Below are 18,823 nucleotides of genomic sequence, written 5' to 3'. Positions count from 1 at the left end.
GATATTGGCGGGCAACTCAAAGGCAGTTGGCTGACGCTCAAGGGGCTACCCGAACACGTGGTCGTGGCATCGCTGACGTACTCTGCCCAAGGCAAGAAACTGCGTGAAGAACACGGCAATGGCGTGGTGACTACCTATCGCATGACGGGGCGAGCGAGCGGTTGGTTGGCATTAAAACCGAGCGTCCAGCAGGGCATGCCAGCGGTGCCCGGCTCCTGCAAGACTTGCGTTATGACTATGACTCGGTGGGCAATGTGTTACGGGTACACAATGATGCCGAAGCCACCCGGTTCTGGCGTAATCAAAAAATAGTGCCGCAAAATACCTACCTCTACGACAGCCTGTATCAACTGGTACATGCGACTGGACGTCAGATGGCCAGTATCGGACAACAAAGCAGTCCCCATCCTTCCCCGCTTATCCCGCTTCCCGTCGATGACAGTGCCTATACCCGCTACACCCGCACCTATACCTATGACCGTGGTGACAATCTGAAGCGCATCCGCCACAGCACCCCGTCCACAGGCAATAATTTCACCCGCGATTTAACGGTGTCTTCGCGCAGTAACCGCGCAGTGCTGACCTCGTTGACGTCCGCTTGCGATACGGTTGACGCAGGGTTCGACAGTGGGGGGCATCAATTGCAATTGTTCCCGGGGCAGTACCTGAGCTGGAATGCGCGGGGTGAGTTGCAGCAGGTCAACCCGGTGAGGCGCGAGGGCGCATCATCGGACAGTGAGCAGTATCGTTACGCCAGCGACGGCCTGCGTATCGAAAAAATCACTACTCAGTTCAGTGGCAACAACTCTTTAGTGCAGCGGGTGACTTACCTGCCGGGGCTGGAGCGGCGCAGCACCCACAGTGGCGACACCTTGAAAGAGGATCTGCACACGATCACGGTAGGTGAAGCCGGCCGCTCACAGGTAAGGTCGCTGCACTGGGAGGTCGGGCTTGTGGCCAGCAATAATCAGATGCGCTACAGCTATGACGATCTGATCGGGAGCAGCGGGCTGGAGCTGGACGCAAACGGTGAAATTATCAGCCTGGAAGAATATTTTCCGTTCGCCGGGACCGCGCTCTGGACGGTTCGCAGTGAGGCGCAGGCGAACAACAAAACCATCCGTTATTCAGGCCGGGAGCGGGATGCAACGGGGCTGTATTACTACGGCCACCGCTATTACCAGAGTTGGGCAGGCCGATGGTTGAGTGCCGACCCTGCAGGAGCGGTTGATGGCCTGAACCTGTACCTGATGGTCAGGAACAATCCCATTACCTTTAAAGATGCATTGGGCTTAATGGTAGAAAACGAGAATGAAGGGGCCGCCGCACCAAACGTGCCGGGTAACGTGTTCAAGCCTGAAGTGTTTAAAGTGCCCTTTGCTTTGATCGAGACACTCGCTGCGAAACGTGAGCTCACCAAAGACACACCCAAGCACAACATCCTCTATATCAGCGCCAAGCCCAATCCGTTCTCAATTGACATGACCGAGAAAGCAACGGCTGAGTTTGCCAGCAAGAAGATGAGTTACCTCACTCATAAAGGCCATCAGGTAACCGGTGCTTATGCCAGTTCAGTGAAGGAACTGACGGACACCTGGAATGCAATCGGTACGGGGCAACTGGCGGGTATCGACAAGGTGATTCTTGATTATCACGGTTCCATCAGCCCTAAACGAGGGCAGCAGAGCGTGGTCACTCTGGGAAGTACCAGTGAGCTTTTGGATAAAGATGCCATTGCCAAGTTGCAGAGCAAGGACACGGTCAAAACGGTGTCTCTGTATACCTGCTTTAGCGGGTTTATGGACTCGTTCAATCCTGCTGTCGGTTTTTTGGACAAACTGACGGATGTCGATGCCCATACCGTTGGCTTTGATGCCCAAGGTGACAATGACATGAGGTCGATGAAGGTTAATCGTCACCCTCAGGCCGGTGCGCCCTTTGACAACGCCTTGACGGCATTGGGTATGACCCGTGTTCATGTCGGACGCGTCAAGTATGTAAAGCAATCCGCTACAGGTTTGGAACTTCAGTATCAGCGGGGTCGAGAACAGATCAAGACGCCGGTTGAATTACGCAAGTACTTTGGTTGAGAGGGCGCTGATAAAGGGCGGCGTACCTCAGTCATTCGGTACGCCGCCCCCCGGTCTTCAGCGCTAAATATAAAAATTTGGCGGGTTATAGGACAGTCCGCTGCTAGCCGCTTTTGGCGCGGGTCCTTTGTAAGACAAGTGTGTTTTTGGAATTGTAAGGCTGTGAGGCACGACTATTTGTGGTCGAAACAGACTGTTCATGACTTCACTGACTTGCCCGGAGGCTTGCAACGTAAAAGCGCTGTCTTTTGTATCGCTGCCGAAATGTTGTAACTCGCCCACTATTCTTAATGCCAGCCCTTCAATCATGTCTTTTCCCACAAAAACGGATGATAGGATTTCATTTGATTCAGCGGACCTGAAGAAAGTGTCTTTATCTTCGTGTGCAACCCAGCCGGGTTTGTCCGATCCAGGCCGTTGATCCACTTGAGCAAGATCCATCAACTCCATATGCGTGTACGGGTGCCGCTCTTTCAATGACCCCATTGGCGCTCTGAACCGGTGTTCCCCAAATCGGCTTTTTTCTTTGCGACCCGTGACTCCGGCCTCAAGTGAAAAGAACACAAAGTCATTGGTTGCGAAACTGTCCAAGTCGAGAATGTCGGTATTGTTTCTGTTGAAGCTGATTTTATTTTTCGTCAATTGTTTGCTCGAGAGCAGCGTGAGCGAGCCTTCGCTGTCACGAAAGTCCTTGTTTGAAAAGTGTACGATGTCAAACAGCTCGTCTTGAAATCCCTGCACGAATTGGCTTTCTGCAGGTGACAATTCAAGGTCTTGCCTGAGATTCATTAGTTTCTCGCCGGATAACGCCCTGACCGCAGAGAAGGGCTCGCCCCGGCTCCTTAAATCCTCCCAAGCCTCTCCGTGATTGACCATGTGGTTATAAGCATCGGTTACCTCTTTAGGCTGATTACCCTCTTCATCAATGAAGCGCAGCGGGTTATTGCGCAGCATCCGATAGAGATTCAATCCATCCAGAGTCCCCGCTGGATCTGGATTGATCCACCGTTGTAACCAAGGTGCGTAAAACCGTGCGCCGTAGTAATACAGCCCCGTGGCATCCCGCTCTTTGCCGGAATAACGCAGGGTCTTGTATTTGGCCTGCACCGCATTGCGTGCCGCCCACCATGAAGTTCCGCCGTACGGATAGTAAGTTTCCTGGCTGATCAGTTCGCCTGCCTGATCCAGCTCCAGGGTGCTGCTGCCCAGATGATCCCCCAGGCTATAGCGCCACTGATCCTGATCGATTTCGTCGGGTCGTCCGGCCTCCCAATGCAGTACCTGTACATTGTTGCGCCCCGCCTGGGTTGTCATCACATGCAGTCGCTCACCCGAGGTGGATTCACGCACTTCGAGCCCCGGTAAATACAGGGTCTGACTGATCTGCTCGCCACCCCCCGTCTTGGCTCGTCGTACCTTGCGCACGCGCTGACCTTCGCCATCGTAGAGATAGGTTTCAAGATCGTTGTCCTGGCCGTCAGGTTGCGCGCGCACCACCTGCGTCACCTGATGCAGTTGGTTGCGCGCATTCCAGTGCATCAGTTGGCCCGGCGCCAATGCCAGGTGATTGCCGTTGGCATCGAAACGGGTCGTGAAGTCAGCGGGGTTCTCTTCCTTGAGCAGGCTGCGGTTACTGTGTGCGTCCACCACCATCTGGCGCAAATAGGTGTGACCGGCCCCCGCGTCATGCTTGAGTTGGGTCAGGTTGTTGCCGCTGTCGTAGGTGTAGGTCTGGGTGTAGTTGCGCCAGCGACTGTCGTCCGGCATGCCGAAGGTTTCCAGCCCCGGCAGATCGGGCCCGATCATTTGGTTGATGCTTTCCCGGCCCGTGGCTTCGACCAGTTGGTACAGGGTGTCGTAACGATAGGTGCTGAGCGCTTCAACCCGTTGCTGGGCAAACCATTGAACGGGTTGGGCCAGATCTTCGATTTGTTCGACATTGCCCACCGGGTCGTATTGGTAGTGCAGGTCTTGCAGCAGATGACCGGCCAGGGTGTTGGCCTGGAGGCGCTGCAACCAACCGGTTGCCGGTGAATAGCGGGTGATAGTCAGCACATCGTTGCCTGCCTGCTCGACTTCCACTTGATCGAAGGCGTTGTACTCACAACGTTTGAGCAGGTCTAAGCCGTCCAGTTGGGAAGCGCGAGGGCGCCCGGCGATGTCGACGCTAAATGTACGGACGTGGCCCACTGCATCCGTGTGCGCCATCACCGCTCCCAATGCGTCGTACCGCCAGCGTGTGGAGTAACTTTGAGTATCGAGCGAGGTATTCGGCCAGTCGGGAGTTGTCAACGATAGGCAAAACCGTCGGGTTTCAATCCCAGGCTGACCTGTCACGGCAAAGGTTTCATGCCACAGGCTGCCTGCGGGATCGTCGTGACGCAGCACGCGGCTACAACGGTTGCGCTGAGCATCTTCAGTAGTGTTTGCGGCATAGGTAAAGCGTTCGACGCAACGCTCGCTGGCTCCATCGGAGACTGTTTCAAACAGTGCTACAGGGCGCAATTGATCATCGTAGTCGGAGCGAATACGTGTTTCGCGGCCGTCCCATAGGGTCACAGCCTGTGTGGCCGCGTTGAATAAACTGACGCGCCAGCCTGCATCCACTGAATCACTGCGCAACTCCCGCCCCGACAGGCTGAAGCGGGTTTGCTGATTAGCCATCACACTGGCATTGGTCGCGGCCAGCGATGACAGCCGTGGGTCCCATTGCTCAACCACAAACCCCCTCGCATCAAACCGTTGTGAGGTGATTCGGCTTGATGAGGCTTGGTCTTCCTCAGTGCGGTGGTAGATCACGGTACGCACTGCCGCATTACGTCCGTCGACTGCCAGCAGTACGGGAGTTCTGTGATGCAAAAAAGCATTCATGATTGAGTCGCTCCTTGAACCTTGCAGTATTGAGCCACTGGATGTTCTATCGGACGTGACGCTATTTAAACAGCCTGCGTATTTTTCCGAGTGTTGTTTTACGGTTCTCGGGTTTGCTTTCGGTTTTTTGTGCCAGCGCCTTAAGTTTAGGGGTAGGGCGCATGTGCAGGGCCTCTATACGACATGTTTGAATGTGAAAAAGAGATGCTGTGGGGGACAACGATTTGAGGTCGAAACAAACTGTTCATGAGTTCATCCGCCTGCCCGGAAGCCTGAAGTTCATAAGCGTTGTGTTTGGTGTCACTGTCAAAGTGTTGTAAATCACTCACTATTCTTAATGCCAGCCCTTTAATCATATTGGGTCCCACAAAAACGGAAGACAGGATGGTATTGTACTCGGCTGAACTGAAATAAATTTCCTCATCCGAAGCCGTGACCCATGCAGGTTTTAGATCCCCGGGCCTTTTGTCCACCAGGGCAAGATCCGTCAATTCTGTATGAGCATACTCATGTCGTGCTTGCAAAGCGTCCAGGGGGGCCCTGTATCGGTGCTCGCCGAATCGGCTGTATTCTTTTTTAGGTTCGGCCCCTGCCTCGAGTGAAAAAAATACAAAATCATTGGTTGCGAAAGCGTCCAGATCGACCATTTCGGTGTTTGATGTATTGAACGTGATTTTATTTTTTTTCAATTGCGTGCTCGATAGCAGTGTCAGCGATTTATCTCTGGCACGAAAATCTTTATCTGAAAAGTGCACCAGGTTAAATTCATTCTCCGTGAAGCTGTTTAAAAACTGCATGTCCGCCGCTGACAAATTAAGGTCTTCTATAAGGCGTACTGTCTTTTCGCCCGAGAGTTCTTTTAGTGCGATGTAACCATTTCCCCGTTTCCTTAAAGGTTCCCAGACATATCCGCGACTGATCATATGTTCATACGCGTCTTCTACTTCGATGGGGATGTTGCCGCTCTCATCAATGAAGCGCAGCGGGTTATTGCGCAGCATCCGATAGCGATTCAAACCATCCAGAGTTCCCGCTGGATCTGGATTGATCCACCGTTGCAACCAAGGTGCGTAAAACCGTGCGCCGTAGTAATACAGCCCCGTGGCATCCCGCTCTTTGCCGGAATAACGCAGGGCCTTGTATTTGGCCTGCACCGCATTGCGTGCCGCCCACCATGAAGTTCCGCCGTACGGATAGTAAGTTTCCTGGCTGATCAGTTCGCCTGCCTGATCCAGCTCCAGGGTGCTGCTGCCCAGATGATCCCCCAGGCTGTAGCGCCACTGATCGGGCTCAGCCTGCCAATGCAGCACCCGGATATGGTTGCGACCGGCCTGGGTGGTCACGACATGTAGCTGCTCGCCCGTGGTGGATGTGCGAATTTCAAGACCGTGCAAATACAGCACCTCAAGGACCTGTTCACCACCGCCGGTCTTGGCCCGGCGTACCTTGCGCACGCGTTGGCCCGCGCCGTCATAGATATAGGTCTCGACATCGTCGTCCTGGCCGTCAGGCTCCTCGCGCACCACTTGCGTGACCTGATGCAGTTGGTTGCGGGCATTCCAGCTCATGAGCTGCCCCGGTGCCAGTACCTGTTGATTGCCGTTGGCATCAAAGCTACTGGCAAAGTCCACGGGTACTTCGCCCTTGAACAGGCTGCGGTTGCTGTGCTCTGCCACCACCATCTGGCGCAGGTAGGCGTTACCGGCGCCAGCATCATGTTTTAGCGAAGTCAGATTGGCGCCGCTGTCATAGGTGTAGGTCTGGGTGTAGTTGCGCCAGTGGCTGTCGTCCCTGGCGCCGAAAACCTCCAGCCCCGGCAGTTCAGGGCCGATACGTTGGCTGGCGTTTTCCCGGCCCGTGGCTTCGATCAGTTGATACAGGGTGTCGTAGCGGTAGGTGCTGACTGCCTCAACCTGTTGTTGGGCAAACCACTGTACGGGCTGGGCCAGGTCTTGGATGCGCTCGATATTGCCCAACGGGTCGTACTGGTAGTGCAGGTCTTGCAGTAAATGGCCTGTCGAAGTACTGGCCTTGAGGCTTATCAACCGGCCATCGAGCGCTGAATAGCGGGCGATGGTCTGCACATTGTTGCCAGCTTGTTCGGTGTCCACCTGATCGAAAGCGTTGTATTCGCAGCTTTTGAGCAGGGGCATACCATCCAGTTGCGAGGCACGAGGGTGACTGGCAATGTCGAGGTTAAACGTCTGGATGTGGCCTACAGCATCGGTTTGCGCCTTCACCGCGCCCAGTGCGTCGTACTGCCAGTGGGTGCTGTAGCTGGCGGTCTGGAGCGGGGCATCCGGCCAGTGGGGAGCGCTCAGTGAGACGCAAAATCGCCGGGTCTCAATCAGCGTCTGGCCGGTTACGGCGAATGCTTCATACCACAAACTGCCGGCTGGATCGTCGTGACGCAGCATGCGGCCACACCGGTTGCGCTGAGCATCTTCAGTATTATTTGCGGCATAGATAAAGCGTTCGACGCACTGCTCTACGTTTTCGTCAGCCCCTTTTTCAAACAGTGCGACAGGGCGCTGTTGCTCATCGTAGTCCAGGCGCATAAAGCTTTCACGCCCGTCCCAACTGTGCACGGCCTGTGCGGCCGCGTTGTAGAAACTGACGCGCCAGCCTGCATCCTCCGAATCACTGCGCAACTCCTGCCCCGACAGGCTGAAACGAGTTTGCTGATTGGCCGTGACACTGGGGTCAGTGGCGGCAAGGTCATTCAGTCGCGGGTCCCATTGTTCAGTCAGATGCCCGAGCGCGTCATACCGCTGTCGGGTCACCCGGGTCGATGATGCTTGGCTTGCATCGGTACGGTGGTAAATCACTGTCCGAAGCAGAGCCGCGCGCCCGTCGATCGAGGTCAGTACGGGCGTTTTCTGGTTCATTAGACTGTTCATCTTTGCAATGCCTCATTGCTCAGTTCGCTATGAACGCTTGCCACCCATCAGGAAGCGTTGGCATTGTTGATAATCACCATTTTTTTCAAAGGGAACACCAACGCCTGGGTTTCATCGTTGCCAGTGAATGCGACTTTGATTATCACGGTGAGCGTACAGCCGTCAGCCAGTAGCGCCAGGTAATCGGGCTTGACGAGCTTGCGTATAAACCCCTGGTTTACCTCGACCGAATGCACGGATGCTGCGACCCATATTGCGAGCTCGTGCAACGTGCCATCCGCCTTTTGACCCTCAAGGCGCATCCAGATCCTCTGCCCGGCGACGACGAAAGGCCAGGTGCGGATATCAATGTTCACGCCATTGGGGGCGCGGTTTACGTCCAGTTTGCCGCTGCTCTCTTTTTCAACCGTCAGCAAGCTGCTTAGATGCGACGCGGGGAGGGTGGCGATAGTCAGGTTCAGTACTTCTGAATGCAGCTCTGCGGTTGTGCGTGTCACCGTATAAGTCACCAGGACCGTTCTGCCGAGGTTGGCGCCCACGGCTGTCGCTGGAATATCAAACAGCACCCGACCTTTCAGGTCGCCCTGTTTGGATGCCAGCACAGGAGAGCCGACGCCGGTTACACCGCTCCAGCTAACCGTGATGCTGTCGGTGGTCAGCATGCCCGGGTATTCAACCCGCACCGTTGCGCCTGCAAGGGCTTGCATCGGATCAAGCCGATTGCCCCGCGCTTGCAGCACGGTGGCAGCTCTAGGGTGTTCCAGTGCCTCTTGATACAGGTCGTTTTCATCCTCGACGATGGTGTACCAGTTCATATACGTCTGGCGGCGCCAATAGCTACTGGCAGTAATGGTTTTGGTGGGGCGGCCCAACGGATCATAGAACTGCTGGTCGCTGTAGCCGAACTGGCGAAAGGACTCATCGTTGATGTAGCGGTACTGGTTCGCGAAGTAAGGCCGGTAGACGCGAATCGCCAACCCTTTGTTGTTGTATTCCACGCGTTCACTGACGCGCCAGCGCTCGGTGGCCTGCACCTGTTCCGGTTCCCCGTTGCTGATTATCAGGTTGCCATTGTCGTCGACGGCGTAAGCCTGACCCGGTTCGACTTTCTGTTTGCTTTGCAAGGCACGGCCAAAACCATCCGAGGCGCTCAGCGACATTCTCACCTGCTTATCGGGATCGCCCGGATAGCGGTCAGATTGCAGAACGGCGCTGTGTGCCGGTTCGCGAGGCAGGGCCAGCAAGGCTGAACAGGTCTGGGCCGGAATCTGGTTTACAGGGTAATCACCCTTGGCCAGGCGTTTGCGCGCGCTGGCGCGCAAGTGTCCGGTGGGCATCAGCACGCCCAGCTCAACTCCGTTGGGTAGCAGCTCCGGCGGGGCCAGGCCCATCCAGCTACTGCTTTCGTAAAAGAGGGCAGTTGCCAGGTCGCCCATGACCGAGCTGTCGGCAATGGCTTGCGCGGCGCTCACGGGTTGCCACGCATGACTGGCCATGTTGCCAAAACCCACATTTTTAACGGCCTGGGTGTCGTCGTCCCATTCGGTGCCCCAGAAGGTTGTCAGCACCACTCGACCCATCGCGTCGTAGCAGGCTTCACTGACATTCTGATTGGGGTCGCGTATCCATTTGGCCTGCAGCGAGCGGTAGTCGTAGACCGTTTTGGTGATCCCTTCGTCAGGTGCCGTGAAGGTGTCAGGCAGTAGCCAAAGGCCGTCGTAGCTGACTTTTGATGGCTTGACCCAGGCGACCGGTTTTTGCTCGAGCACGGTGTTGAAATGCTCGACTCCGGCGAAGGTTGAGTACCCCGTGCGTGTCGCCCACAGGCTGATGGAGGTGTCGACGGTATTACTCGTTGGCCGCCACAGACCGACATCGATATAGCCGGCCGATTCGAGTCGGGCTTTGACTTCGTCGGGCGTGTTACCCAACAGGTTTTTTTCGACGCCCTGATCATCCGTCACCCGATAGGCTTGCAAGGCAGCGGTATCGAGTTCGGCCTGCTCGCCATACTCGGGGAGTGCATCGAAGTTCACCGTCCCGTCAGGGCACCCCTGATAGTGCACGCGGCTCTGGCCTGCCAGCATGCGTTGGCCGTTGAGCGGGTCCTTGCCCAAGGGTGAGTTCGCGCCAATAAAGGCTTCGTAGCTGATGGCCACGATCGACGGGTCGCCTGCGTCCACTGCATAGGCGGTCTCTTGACGGCGGTACGGCAGGCCCAGGCGCAGGTAATCGGTCTGGTTGATATGCAGGATCCGCTCGCGCGTCTCGCTCAGGTAGAAGCACTGCTGGGCATCATCCTTGGCATCCATCCACCAGCGCCGCAAATGGGCGTGCTCTTCATCGTCGGGATAGGGCGGTTGTGCGTCGGCGCGTCGAGCGTATGCGACACCGACACCATGGCTGACGGTGCCATAGTCATCGATGGCCAGATTGAGTTGGTGCTGGCAGAGCGGATCATTGATCTGACGCTCGTATTGCAGGCTGCGTTGCTCAATGACAAAAGGCAGCATGACGCTGTAGGGGCTGACATTGGAGCGCGCTTGCAGCAGGCGAACGCCAAACCGGCTTTGCGTGACGCTGTAAGGCACGGCGTTGCCATCGACGCCCAGGGTTTCGGCGCGCAACACCGAGCCGCTCAAGGTGCGGGCCGCGTCGCGCAGTGTCGGGGCATCCCAGTCAGTGTGCGTTTGTTCGGTGCCATCAATGTGTTGGGTACACAGGGTGTTGCCCAGCGGCGCCAGTTGGATATCACCGGCCCAAGCATCAGGCACGTCCATATGCAGGGTTTTGCCGGTGTGGAACCAGGTCTTGCTCATTACGGGGGCGCTAAAACCCTGGGTATCGCTGTTGTCAGCCTCGGTGTCGGTTTGCAGCAGCAGTCCAAAGCCGCGAAATTCCCGTTCCACGCCATCGTAATAGCCGTGGCGATAGGTAAAGAACTGGGACAAATGATTTCCGGTAATCTGATCCAACTGGCGCTGCTCGCTGACCACATGCATCGCGAAGGGCATTTCAGACACGGCCTGCGACGGGTCTGGAAGCAGGTTTTTCTCGTCCAGCCATTCCTGTGCCGAAGAGCGATACACCACCTCGCCTGCAGCCCCCCTATTGTTGTCCGTGGCGCACAGCAAATACGGTTTGTTGTCGGTAACAAAGTCGCAGCGCCAATGAGCGGGCACGAGTGCAGGGGTGTTCGTATGGCTGGTCACTACCAGGCTTGTGCAGCCCAGCCCTTGCAGGTCGGCCACGCTGACTCGGGTCAGCGAGTCGTACCTCAGCCCTTCAGGCAGCGTGATCGTGACGGGGGCGGCGAAACCGTGACCGCTGAGGTTCATGAAAATCTGCACCGAACTGCTTTGCCAGTACAGGATGTCCACCGCGCCTGACCCGTCCAGGTCAGCGAGGCGGATATGGGCAGGGTTGAATTCACCCGCAAAGTCCAGCCTGCCAAAGTTGACCGGCTCGCCAAATCGACCCCGGCCCAGGTTCGGAAAGCAGCGTACGGCCTGCCCGGTGATGTGGACTAAATGCTGCTGCCCGGACCCCAGCAGGTCACTGAACGCAACCAGTTCGCAGCGTTCGTCAATGACCGCTGGCAAGGCAGTTTCAGTGCCCAGGCGGTGGACCTCGACAGGCGTGTCGAAGCCCTGGTTTTTCAAATTGACATACAACCGCACGCTGCGGGTCCCGATCATAGCCAGGTCCGACAAGCCGTTACCCATCAGGCTGGCCAACTGCGCTCGGGGATGAAAAAACTCCGAGGGGAAGGCCGCGTAGGGCGTGAAGTGGCTCCATTGCTGGTCAGTGTTCAGGGTGAAAAAACCTGCAATCGAAGGTTGGGCCACCAGCCAGTCGAGCTTGCCGTCGCCATTGACGTCCGTGAGGACTTGCAGCGTTGGCGAGTTGTTGTTGGCGACAGGAATCTGTTTGAGCAGCTCCTGCGCCGCGTAACCCACCGCATTTTTATTCAGGCCGGGCATCGGATGACGAATGGGCCGTCGGTAGTACCAGGCGTTTTGCAGGCGATAGAGAATCCCGGCCAACCCATCGCCGAACAGATCCACCAATTGGTAGTTGTCGGCATCGATACCCGGGCTTTGCACGGGCGTCTGCTCTGTAAAAAATGGTGAGAACCTTGCGGATTCCGGGGTGAACGTGAACGGGGTGTAGTCGAACTCCTGTGGCGGGTTGAATTGCGCTTTTTGCCCCACATAGCCGATGACGTGCGCGGCGGTCAGCAAGGACACGGCCGGTTGCTGGCTGTACTCCAGTTGCAGGCGCTGTACCAGCGCCGGCTCGCCCTGGAGCAGCACGGGGCCGCTATTGTCCGGGCCATCGGCGCACCAATGGAACATCAGTACCTGGTGGCACAGCCGCAGCGTGCGCTCCTCGAACCCGTAGCGGTAACTGCTGACCGGATCGGCGCGCAGGGGCCACTGTGTGCCTGGCGTCTTGGGGTACTGGGGGCAATCCACCAGTCGGGCATCAGCTTCGCCATAGTCGAAAACCAGATCAAATAGCCAGGTGCGCACCGCCGGATCTTGCATCACGAACGGCACCCGATCGCCCGTCAGATTGCCGTAGCGCACGCGTTGCAGGTAACGATGAGTGCTGGTGTCGCGGTCTCGCCAGGCATCTGCTGCAGGCCCGGTCAGTGTGTTCAGTGAGGCATCATTCTCAGGCACATATTCGTACAGCACATGCTCGCCATTGGCAGCGACCGACTCCTCAAGGAGCCACTCGGCCACCCAGGTCGAGGTACTCCGCACGTGTTGCAGGCGGGCGTTGTCACTGTGGCCGTACACATGGACACTGCCGTCCGCAATCTGGATCAGCCAGAACGAATCGGTGGTGCCGACATAGTGTTGGTAAGTGCTGAAGTCGCCTTCTACCCGTGGGTGGTAGGCGGTCACTCGATAGAGTTCAGACAGCTGCCGGTCGCGAAAAAACGAGGTGTCACGGGTGTTGATCTGGCCGCTGGCGTCGCGTTGCGCCAGCAACACATCGCCACTGGGGGAGAGGTAGACCGGCTCGGCCAGCTGGCCATTGGAATCGGGTTCGAACTGAGGTGTTTGCAGGCTGGTTTGCCGGCTGATGGAGGGGCGGTTGATTGACCAGCCCTGACCGAACTCGGTACGACCTGCGCCACTGCTGTAGCTCAGGCCCAGTGCGGGGGCATAGCCGCGGCCAGGCGTAATGGGCAGCGGAATTGCCAGTGACGCAGCACCGGTCAAGCCTACAGCTCCCCAGCCCTCGCCAATGCTCTGAATGGCGCCACCGCCTTTTGGCAGTGAAGGTGCAGAAATACTGAGCGGTTCTTGGGCCATGATCATGAGCTCCTGCCACAGGGCTTTTTCAGATAGACCGATCTGAAGATTTAGGGGCAGGAGCAGCAGGCGTAAAAGGCCTGAACCCCGTTGCAAAAAATAACCCCGAGGTATTCACGTTATGACTGTTTTCGACAGCTGTAACCTGTCACATCTGACAGTTAAACGTCATGGGGGCTACAGCTTTAAAGGCGGTAAGAGAGCGATTGCCTTAGAAAACAGGGGCTGGGCAGGAGAGGGGGGGAGCGGCATGGTTCAGCCGCTTGTCGGGCAGGGTCAGCGGTGCTGACGCCATCTGCTACGGGTACGGGTTGTGGTGCAAGACGATCAGTTGAATTCATCGCCTACCGGGTACCGGCTGGCGTTGAGGCTTTCCTTGATTTTGCGCAGGTGCGGCTGGAAGTCCACCCCCCGGCGTAGGGTCATGCCGGTGGCGAGTACGTCGAGCACGGTGAGCTGGATGATGCGCGAGGTCATCGGCATATAGATGTCGGTGTCTTCAGGCAGCGGAATATTCAGGCTCAAGGTGCTGGCTTTGGCCAGTGGCGAGTTTTCTGCTGTCAGGCCCAGTACCGAGGCACCGTTGGCTCGCGCAATACGAGCCACTTCCACCAGCTCACGGGTGCGACCTGTATAGGAAATAATGACGAACAACTCACCGGTGTGGGCCACGGACGCGATCATGCGTTGCATTAATACGTCGGCATGGGCGGTGACCGCCAGGTTGAAACGGAAGAACTTGTGTTGCGCATCCAGCGCCACTGGAGCCGAAGCGCCCAGGCCGAAAAAGTGGATTTGCCGAGCCTGGATCAGCAAGTCGACGGCGCGGCTGATAAGGTTCGGGTCCAATGCCTGGCAAGCGCTGTCCAGGGAGGCAATGGCGCTGCCGAAAATCTTTTGGGTGTAGGCTTCGGGATTATCGTCGGCCTCGACCGCACGGCTGACATACGCGGCACCACTGGCCAGGCTCTGTGCCAGTTGCAGCTTTAATTCCGGATAACCGCTGACGCCAAATGAACGGCAGAAACGGTTGACTGTAGGCTCGCTGACCGAGGCCGCCTGAGCCAGGGCCGCGATGCTGAAGCGGGTCGCTTGCTGCGGGTTCTGCAAAATGATTTCAGCCACTTTGCGCTCGGCCTTGTTCAGGTCTTCGAGGCGGCCCTTGATCTGTTCGAGTAAATTTCGCACGCGGTCCATTTATGATCCTTGGGTCAGCGATGCAAGAACCGCTCAAAAGCGGTTCTGGAAGGTGGCCTATCCTACTGGTGGCCTGAGATGACCACTAGCAGGAATCTGTATTTTGAGAAAATGTTGTGTTTATTACTACATTTTTCCTTGAGTGATGCCTTGAAAAAAGGTATTTGTAGCTTAACTTGATAAAAGAACAAACATCATGTCTTCGATTACGGTTGAACCGTGCACCTTTGCCTTGTTCGGCGCCCTTGGCGATTTGGCCTTGCGCAAGCTGTTTCCTGCGTTATATCAACTGGACCGCGCCGGTCTGCTTCACGCAGATACGCGCATTCTCGCGCTGGCTCGTGAACCGGGTGACGCCACTACGCATTTGGCGCATATCGACAGCCAGTTGCGCCAGTATCTGGGCGAGAAGGAAATTGAAGTAGAGGCGTTAACACGCTTCCTGGCTCGATTGAGCTATCTGCATGTGGATTTTTTCAAGACTGAAGATTACGTGTCTCTGGCAGAACTTGCCGGAACAGAACAGCGCCTGATTGCCTACTTCGCCACACCGGCTGCGGTGTACGGCGCTATTTGCGAGAACCTGTCGAAAGTCGGTCTGGCTGAAAATACCCGCGTGGTGCTGGAAAAACCCATCGGCTCGGACCTCGAATCGTCGCGCAAGGTAAACGACTCCGTCGCGCAGTACTTCCCCGAGAACCGCACCTACCGGATCGACCACTACCTGGGCAAAGAAACCGTACAAAACCTGATCGCGTTGCGCTTCGCCAACAGCCTGTTCGAAACCCAGTGGAACCAGCGCTATATCTCCCACGTTGAAATCACCGTGGCCGAGAAAGTGGGTATCGAAGGTCGTTGGGGCTATTTCGACAAGGCCGGTCAGCTGCGCGACATGATTCAAAACCACTTGTTGCAGTTGCTGTGCCTGATTGCGATGGACCCGCCTGCGGACCTGTCGGCTGACAGCATTCGCGACGAGAAGGTAAAAGTGCTCAAGGCACTGGCCCCTATCAGTGCCGAAGGCCTGACCACCCAAGTGGTGCGCGGCCAGTACATCGCCGGTTACAGCGAAGGCCAGTCGGTGCCGGGTTATCTGGAGGAGGAAAACTCCAACACCCAGAGCGACACCGAAACATTTGTTGCCCTGCGTGCCGACATCCGCAACTGGCGTTGGGCGGGTGTGCCGTTTTACCTGCGCACCGGTAAACGCATGCCACAAAAGCTGTCGCAGATCGTGATCCACTTCAAGGAACCGTCGCACTACATATTCGCTCCGGAGCAGCGTCTGCAAATCGGCAACAAGCTGATCATTCGCCTGCAGCCGGACGAAGGTATTTCCTTGCGTGTGATGACCAAGGAGCAGGGTCTGGACAAGGGCATGCAACTGCGCAGCGGTCCGTTGCAATTGAATTTTTCCGACACTTATCGCAGTGCACGGATTCCGGATGCCTACGAGCGTCTGTTACTCGAAGTCATGCGTGGCAACCAGAATCTGTTTGTACGCAAAGATGAAATTGAAGCTGCATGGAAATGGTGCGACCAGTTGATCGCGGGCTGGAAAAAGTCTGGTGATGCGCCCAAGCCTTACGCGGCGGGCTCCTGGGGACCGATGAGTTCCATTGCATTGATTACGCGGGACGGGAGGTCTTGGTATGGCGATATCTGATTTGAAACTGCCTGAGGGTGTCAACGCGCACACCTTCAAGAACTCGGCAACAATGGCCGAGGGGCTGGCAGCAAACGTTGCCGGGCAATTGAACCAGGCCATTGCCAGTCAGGGCGTTGCGACGCTGGTGGTGTCTGGCGGTCGTAGCCCGGTGGTGTTTTTCGAGAGCCTGATCAAACAGCCGATCGACTGGTCGAAAGTGGTCGTCAGCCTTGCCGATGAACGCTGGGTGCCGGTTGAACACGCTGACAGCAACGCTGGCCTGCTCAAGAAACACTTGCTGCAAGGCCCGGCTGCCAAGGCCCGTTTTGTCGGTTTGTACAATGCTGCTTCGACAGTTGAAAAGGCTGCACTGGAAGCGGATCAGGGCCTGGCCGAGTTGCCGCCGATTGATGTGCTGATTCTGGGCATGGGCGATGACGGGCATACCGCCTCGTTGTTCCCCAACAGCCCGAACCTGAGCGAAGCCCTGCAACTGGATAACCCGCGCCGTTGCTGGGCGATGCTGGCGCCTACCGTGCCGCATCAGCGCCTGAGCATGAGCCGCAGCCTGTTGGCGAGCGCAAAGCACAAGGTGCTGTCGATTCAGGGGCAGTCCAAATTGAACACCCTCAACGAAGCGCTGGGGGGTAACGATGTTGCCGCCTTGCCGATTCGTGCCTTTCTGCAACCTACGTTAGAGATTTACTGGTGCCCATGAGCCAAGGATCAGCTGCCATGACAACAACAATTGCGAACGTATCGATGGCGGATAAAGTCGCCCTGATCGACAGCCTCTGTGACCGTGCCCGAATTCTGCCGGTGATTACCATCGCCCGCGAACAAGACATCCTGCCGTTGGCAGATGCGCTGGCGGCAGGTGGTCTGACTGCCCTTGAGGTGACTCTGCGCTCCTCGTTCGGTCTTAAGGCGATCCGCATTCTGCGTGATCAGCGCCCTGAGCTGGTAACAGGTGCCGGTACCGTACTGGATCGGCACATGCTGGCGGCGGCTGAAGAAGCCGGTTCGCAATTTATTGTCACGCCTGGTATCACCCGTGACTTGCTCCAGGCCAGCGTTGCCAGCGATATTCCGCTGCTGCCGGGTATCAGCAATGCATCCGGGATCATGGAAGGTTACGGGTTGGGCTACCGTCGTTTCAAACTGTTCCCGGCTGAGGTCAGTGGTGGTGTGGCCGCGATCAAGGCATTGGGCGGTCCGTTCGGTGAAGTGAAATTCTGCCCGACTGGCGGTGTAGGCCCGGCCAATATCCGCAACTACATGGCGTTGAAAAACGTGATGTGTGTAGGTGGGAGCTGGATGCTGGACAGCGAGTGGATCAAAAACGGCGATTGGGCCCGGATCCAGGAATGTACCGCTGAGGCGCTTGCGCTGCTGGATTGATGTTTTAGTTCCGAATTTGTTGTGTGTTCTACGGTTTTTTGGTGCGCTTGGTCGGCGCACCTTTTTTTTGCCTGAAAAACACAGGGTCGGTGGTGTGGGAGCGGGCTTGCTCGCGATGATATCGCTGCGCTCTATTTGAAAAGCCGCGTCGTCAGCATCGCGAGCAAGCCCGCTCCCACAGGATCGACTAATTACCCTGAGACAGCTCGCGCAACGCGTTGACCAGCTGATTGATGTCATCCAGGGTGGTAGTGAACCCAACAGTTATCCGGATGCAACTGCCACACGCCGAGCCATCGCGCGCGACGGTGAACAGGTTGTAGTCCTTGAGCAGGCGCTCAACCATCGGTTGCTGGTCCTGCAGATGGGTAAAGCGCAACGAGGTAATCGCGCATCGCAGTCGCTGATCATCCTCGATCAGCACTTCAATCCCCGGCATTTTTCGCGCTTCACTTACCCACAGATCCCGCAGGTAGTTCAGCCGTGCCCCCTTGGCCTGTGTGCCGCCCATGTCCAGATGCTCTTGCAATACTCTGGGCAGGGTCAGCCATGCCGGTATGTTGGTCGTGCCATAGGGCGCGCGGTTGCGAATATCCGGCTCGGGATAATGCTGGTTGCCCATGTCGGGATCAATATCGGTCAGGCGCTGCGGGTCGATGTACATAAAACCCAGAGTCAGCGGTCCGCCGATCCATTTGTGCAGGTTGTATCCCGCAAAAGAGACGCCCAGTGCCTGCAGGTCGAATTCGATCTGGCCCAGCGCGTGAGCACCGTCAAGGATCACATCGACCCCGTGTTCTTTGGCCGCTGCAACAATGTCCTGCACGGGCAATACCAGTCCGGTGCGGTGGGTGACATGGGTGAGCGCCATCAGTTTGAGGCGTGGGTAACGCTCAAAGGCCTCGCGATAGCGGGTCACCACGCTTTCATGGGTGGCGGGGTGCTTATGGGATATTTCGATAACCTCAAGCCCGCGCTGCTGGGCAACCCAGCGCATCGCGTATGCGACGCTGTGGTATTCCAGGTCGCAGATCAGCAATTGATCGCCGGGTTGCAGGCCGTTGTAGTTACGAATCAACGATTGCAGGGCGTCGGACGCCCGCGAAGTCAGTGCAACACTGGCCGGGGCAACGCCCAGCAGGCCCGCAACCCGGTCGCGGATCTCAATGCTCTGAATCTCATCGAAGTGCTGGCGCACCGGCAGCGAGTTGTTGCGGTTAATAAAGTCGATATTGCGCTGGTAGTCCTGCGCCACGTCGCGGGTCATGCGACCGAAGTAGCCATTTTCCAGATTGATCGGGCCGGGTGCCACGTCGTAGCGCTCGGCGATGGCGTGCCAGAAGTGTTCGTCACGGGCGTTATCTTCAATCCTTGGCATGGGCAACT

Annotated in this window: 9 protein-coding genes; 4 read left to right on the top strand and 5 right to left on the bottom strand. The window is 56.9% G+C overall.

What is annotated here, in order from left to right; translation table 11 throughout:
* The first annotated feature begins 161 nt into the window (after positions 1-161).
* Complete coding sequence (locus RGV06_RS08660; RefSeq protein ID WP_198820981.1) at positions 162-2,090, top strand: RHS repeat protein; 1,929 nt, start codon at positions 162-164, stop codon at positions 2,088-2,090.
* A gap of 63 nt (positions 2,091-2,153) precedes the next feature.
* Here RGV06_RS08660 and RGV06_RS08655 read toward each other — a convergent pair whose 3' ends face one another.
* The 4 genes from RGV06_RS08655 to RGV06_RS08640 all read right to left on the bottom strand — a co-directional run bounded on the left by RGV06_RS08655 (position 2,154) and on the right by RGV06_RS08640 (position 14,379).
* Positions 2,154-4,961: an RHS repeat domain-containing protein gene (locus tag RGV06_RS08655; protein WP_322149820.1), complete on the bottom strand. Its 2,808-nt coding sequence runs from the start codon at positions 4,959-4,961 to the stop codon at positions 2,154-2,156.
* A 146-nt stretch (positions 4,962-5,107) separates the two neighbouring features.
* A complete protein-coding gene (locus tag RGV06_RS08650) occupies positions 5,108-7,849 on the bottom strand; it encodes an RHS repeat domain-containing protein (protein WP_322149819.1) in 2,742 nt (913 codons plus the stop codon).
* Positions 7,850-7,908: 59 nt separating this feature from the next.
* Complete coding sequence (locus RGV06_RS08645; RefSeq protein ID WP_416194556.1) at positions 7,909-13,191, bottom strand: SpvB/TcaC N-terminal domain-containing protein; 5,283 nt, start codon at positions 13,189-13,191, stop codon at positions 7,909-7,911.
* Positions 13,192-13,518: 327 nt separating this feature from the next.
* Positions 13,519-14,379, bottom strand: a complete 861-nt coding sequence (locus RGV06_RS08640) for a MurR/RpiR family transcriptional regulator (protein ID WP_173667433.1) — start codon at positions 14,377-14,379, stop codon at positions 13,519-13,521.
* Positions 14,380-14,584: 205 nt separating this feature from the next.
* Between RGV06_RS08640 and zwf the strand changes: the two genes are divergently transcribed.
* From zwf to RGV06_RS08625, 3 genes are read left to right on the top strand one after another with little or no spacing between them, the layout of a single operon-like run.
* The gene (gene zwf / locus RGV06_RS08635; RefSeq protein WP_019829138.1) at positions 14,585-16,054 is read left to right on the top strand and encodes a glucose-6-phosphate dehydrogenase; all 1,470 of its coding nucleotides are present in this window, start codon (positions 14,585-14,587) and stop codon (positions 16,052-16,054) included.
* Positions 16,041-16,754 (top strand): 6-phosphogluconolactonase, encoded by a 714-nt coding sequence (gene pgl, locus RGV06_RS08630; RefSeq protein ID WP_019829140.1) that lies wholly within the window; start codon positions 16,041-16,043, stop codon positions 16,752-16,754. The genes zwf and pgl overlap by 14 nt, the downstream gene beginning before the upstream one ends.
* 17 nt (positions 16,755-16,771) lie before the next feature.
* Positions 16,772-17,437 carry a bifunctional 4-hydroxy-2-oxoglutarate aldolase/2-dehydro-3-deoxy-phosphogluconate aldolase gene (locus RGV06_RS08625; protein WP_019829141.1) on the top strand — a complete coding sequence of 222 codons (666 nt, stop codon included), beginning with the start codon at positions 16,772-16,774 and terminating at the stop codon, positions 17,435-17,437.
* A gap of 187 nt (positions 17,438-17,624) precedes the next feature.
* Here RGV06_RS08625 and RGV06_RS08620 read toward each other — a convergent pair whose 3' ends face one another.
* Positions 17,625-18,815 carry an aminotransferase class V-fold PLP-dependent enzyme gene (locus RGV06_RS08620; protein WP_322149816.1) on the bottom strand — a complete coding sequence of 397 codons (1,191 nt, stop codon included), beginning with the start codon at positions 18,813-18,815 and terminating at the stop codon, positions 17,625-17,627.
* Between the last annotated feature and the right edge of the window lie 8 nt (positions 18,816-18,823).

The organism is Pseudomonas sp. CCI3.1, from assembly GCF_034313985.1.
Classification (GTDB): Bacteria; Pseudomonadota; Gammaproteobacteria; order Pseudomonadales; family Pseudomonadaceae; genus Aquipseudomonas; species Aquipseudomonas psychrophila.
Note: the sequence above shows the minus strand (reverse complement) of the source record. Positions and strands in the feature narration are given on the sequence as shown.

Coding starts and splice junctions, on each gene's coding strand:
- RGV06_RS08655 (WP_322149820.1), bottom strand. CDS start 4,961: ATGAATGCTTTTTTGCATCACAGAACTCCCGTACTGCTGGCAGTCGAC.
- RGV06_RS08650 (WP_322149819.1), bottom strand. CDS start 7,849: ATGAACCAGAAAACGCCCGTACTGACCTCGATCGACGGGCGCGCGGCT.
- RGV06_RS08645 (WP_416194556.1), bottom strand. CDS start 13,191: ATGGCCCAAGAACCGCTCAGTATTTCTGCACCTTCACTGCCAAAAGGC.
- zwf (WP_019829138.1), top strand. CDS start 14,585: ATGTCTTCGATTACGGTTGAACCGTGCACCTTTGCCTTGTTCGGCGCC.
- pgl (WP_019829140.1), top strand. CDS start 16,041: ATGGCGATATCTGATTTGAAACTGCCTGAGGGTGTCAACGCGCACACC.
- RGV06_RS08625 (WP_019829141.1), top strand. CDS start 16,772: ATGACAACAACAATTGCGAACGTATCGATGGCGGATAAAGTCGCCCTG.
- RGV06_RS08620 (WP_322149816.1), bottom strand. CDS start 18,815: ATGCCAAGGATTGAAGATAACGCCCGTGACGAACACTTCTGGCACGCC.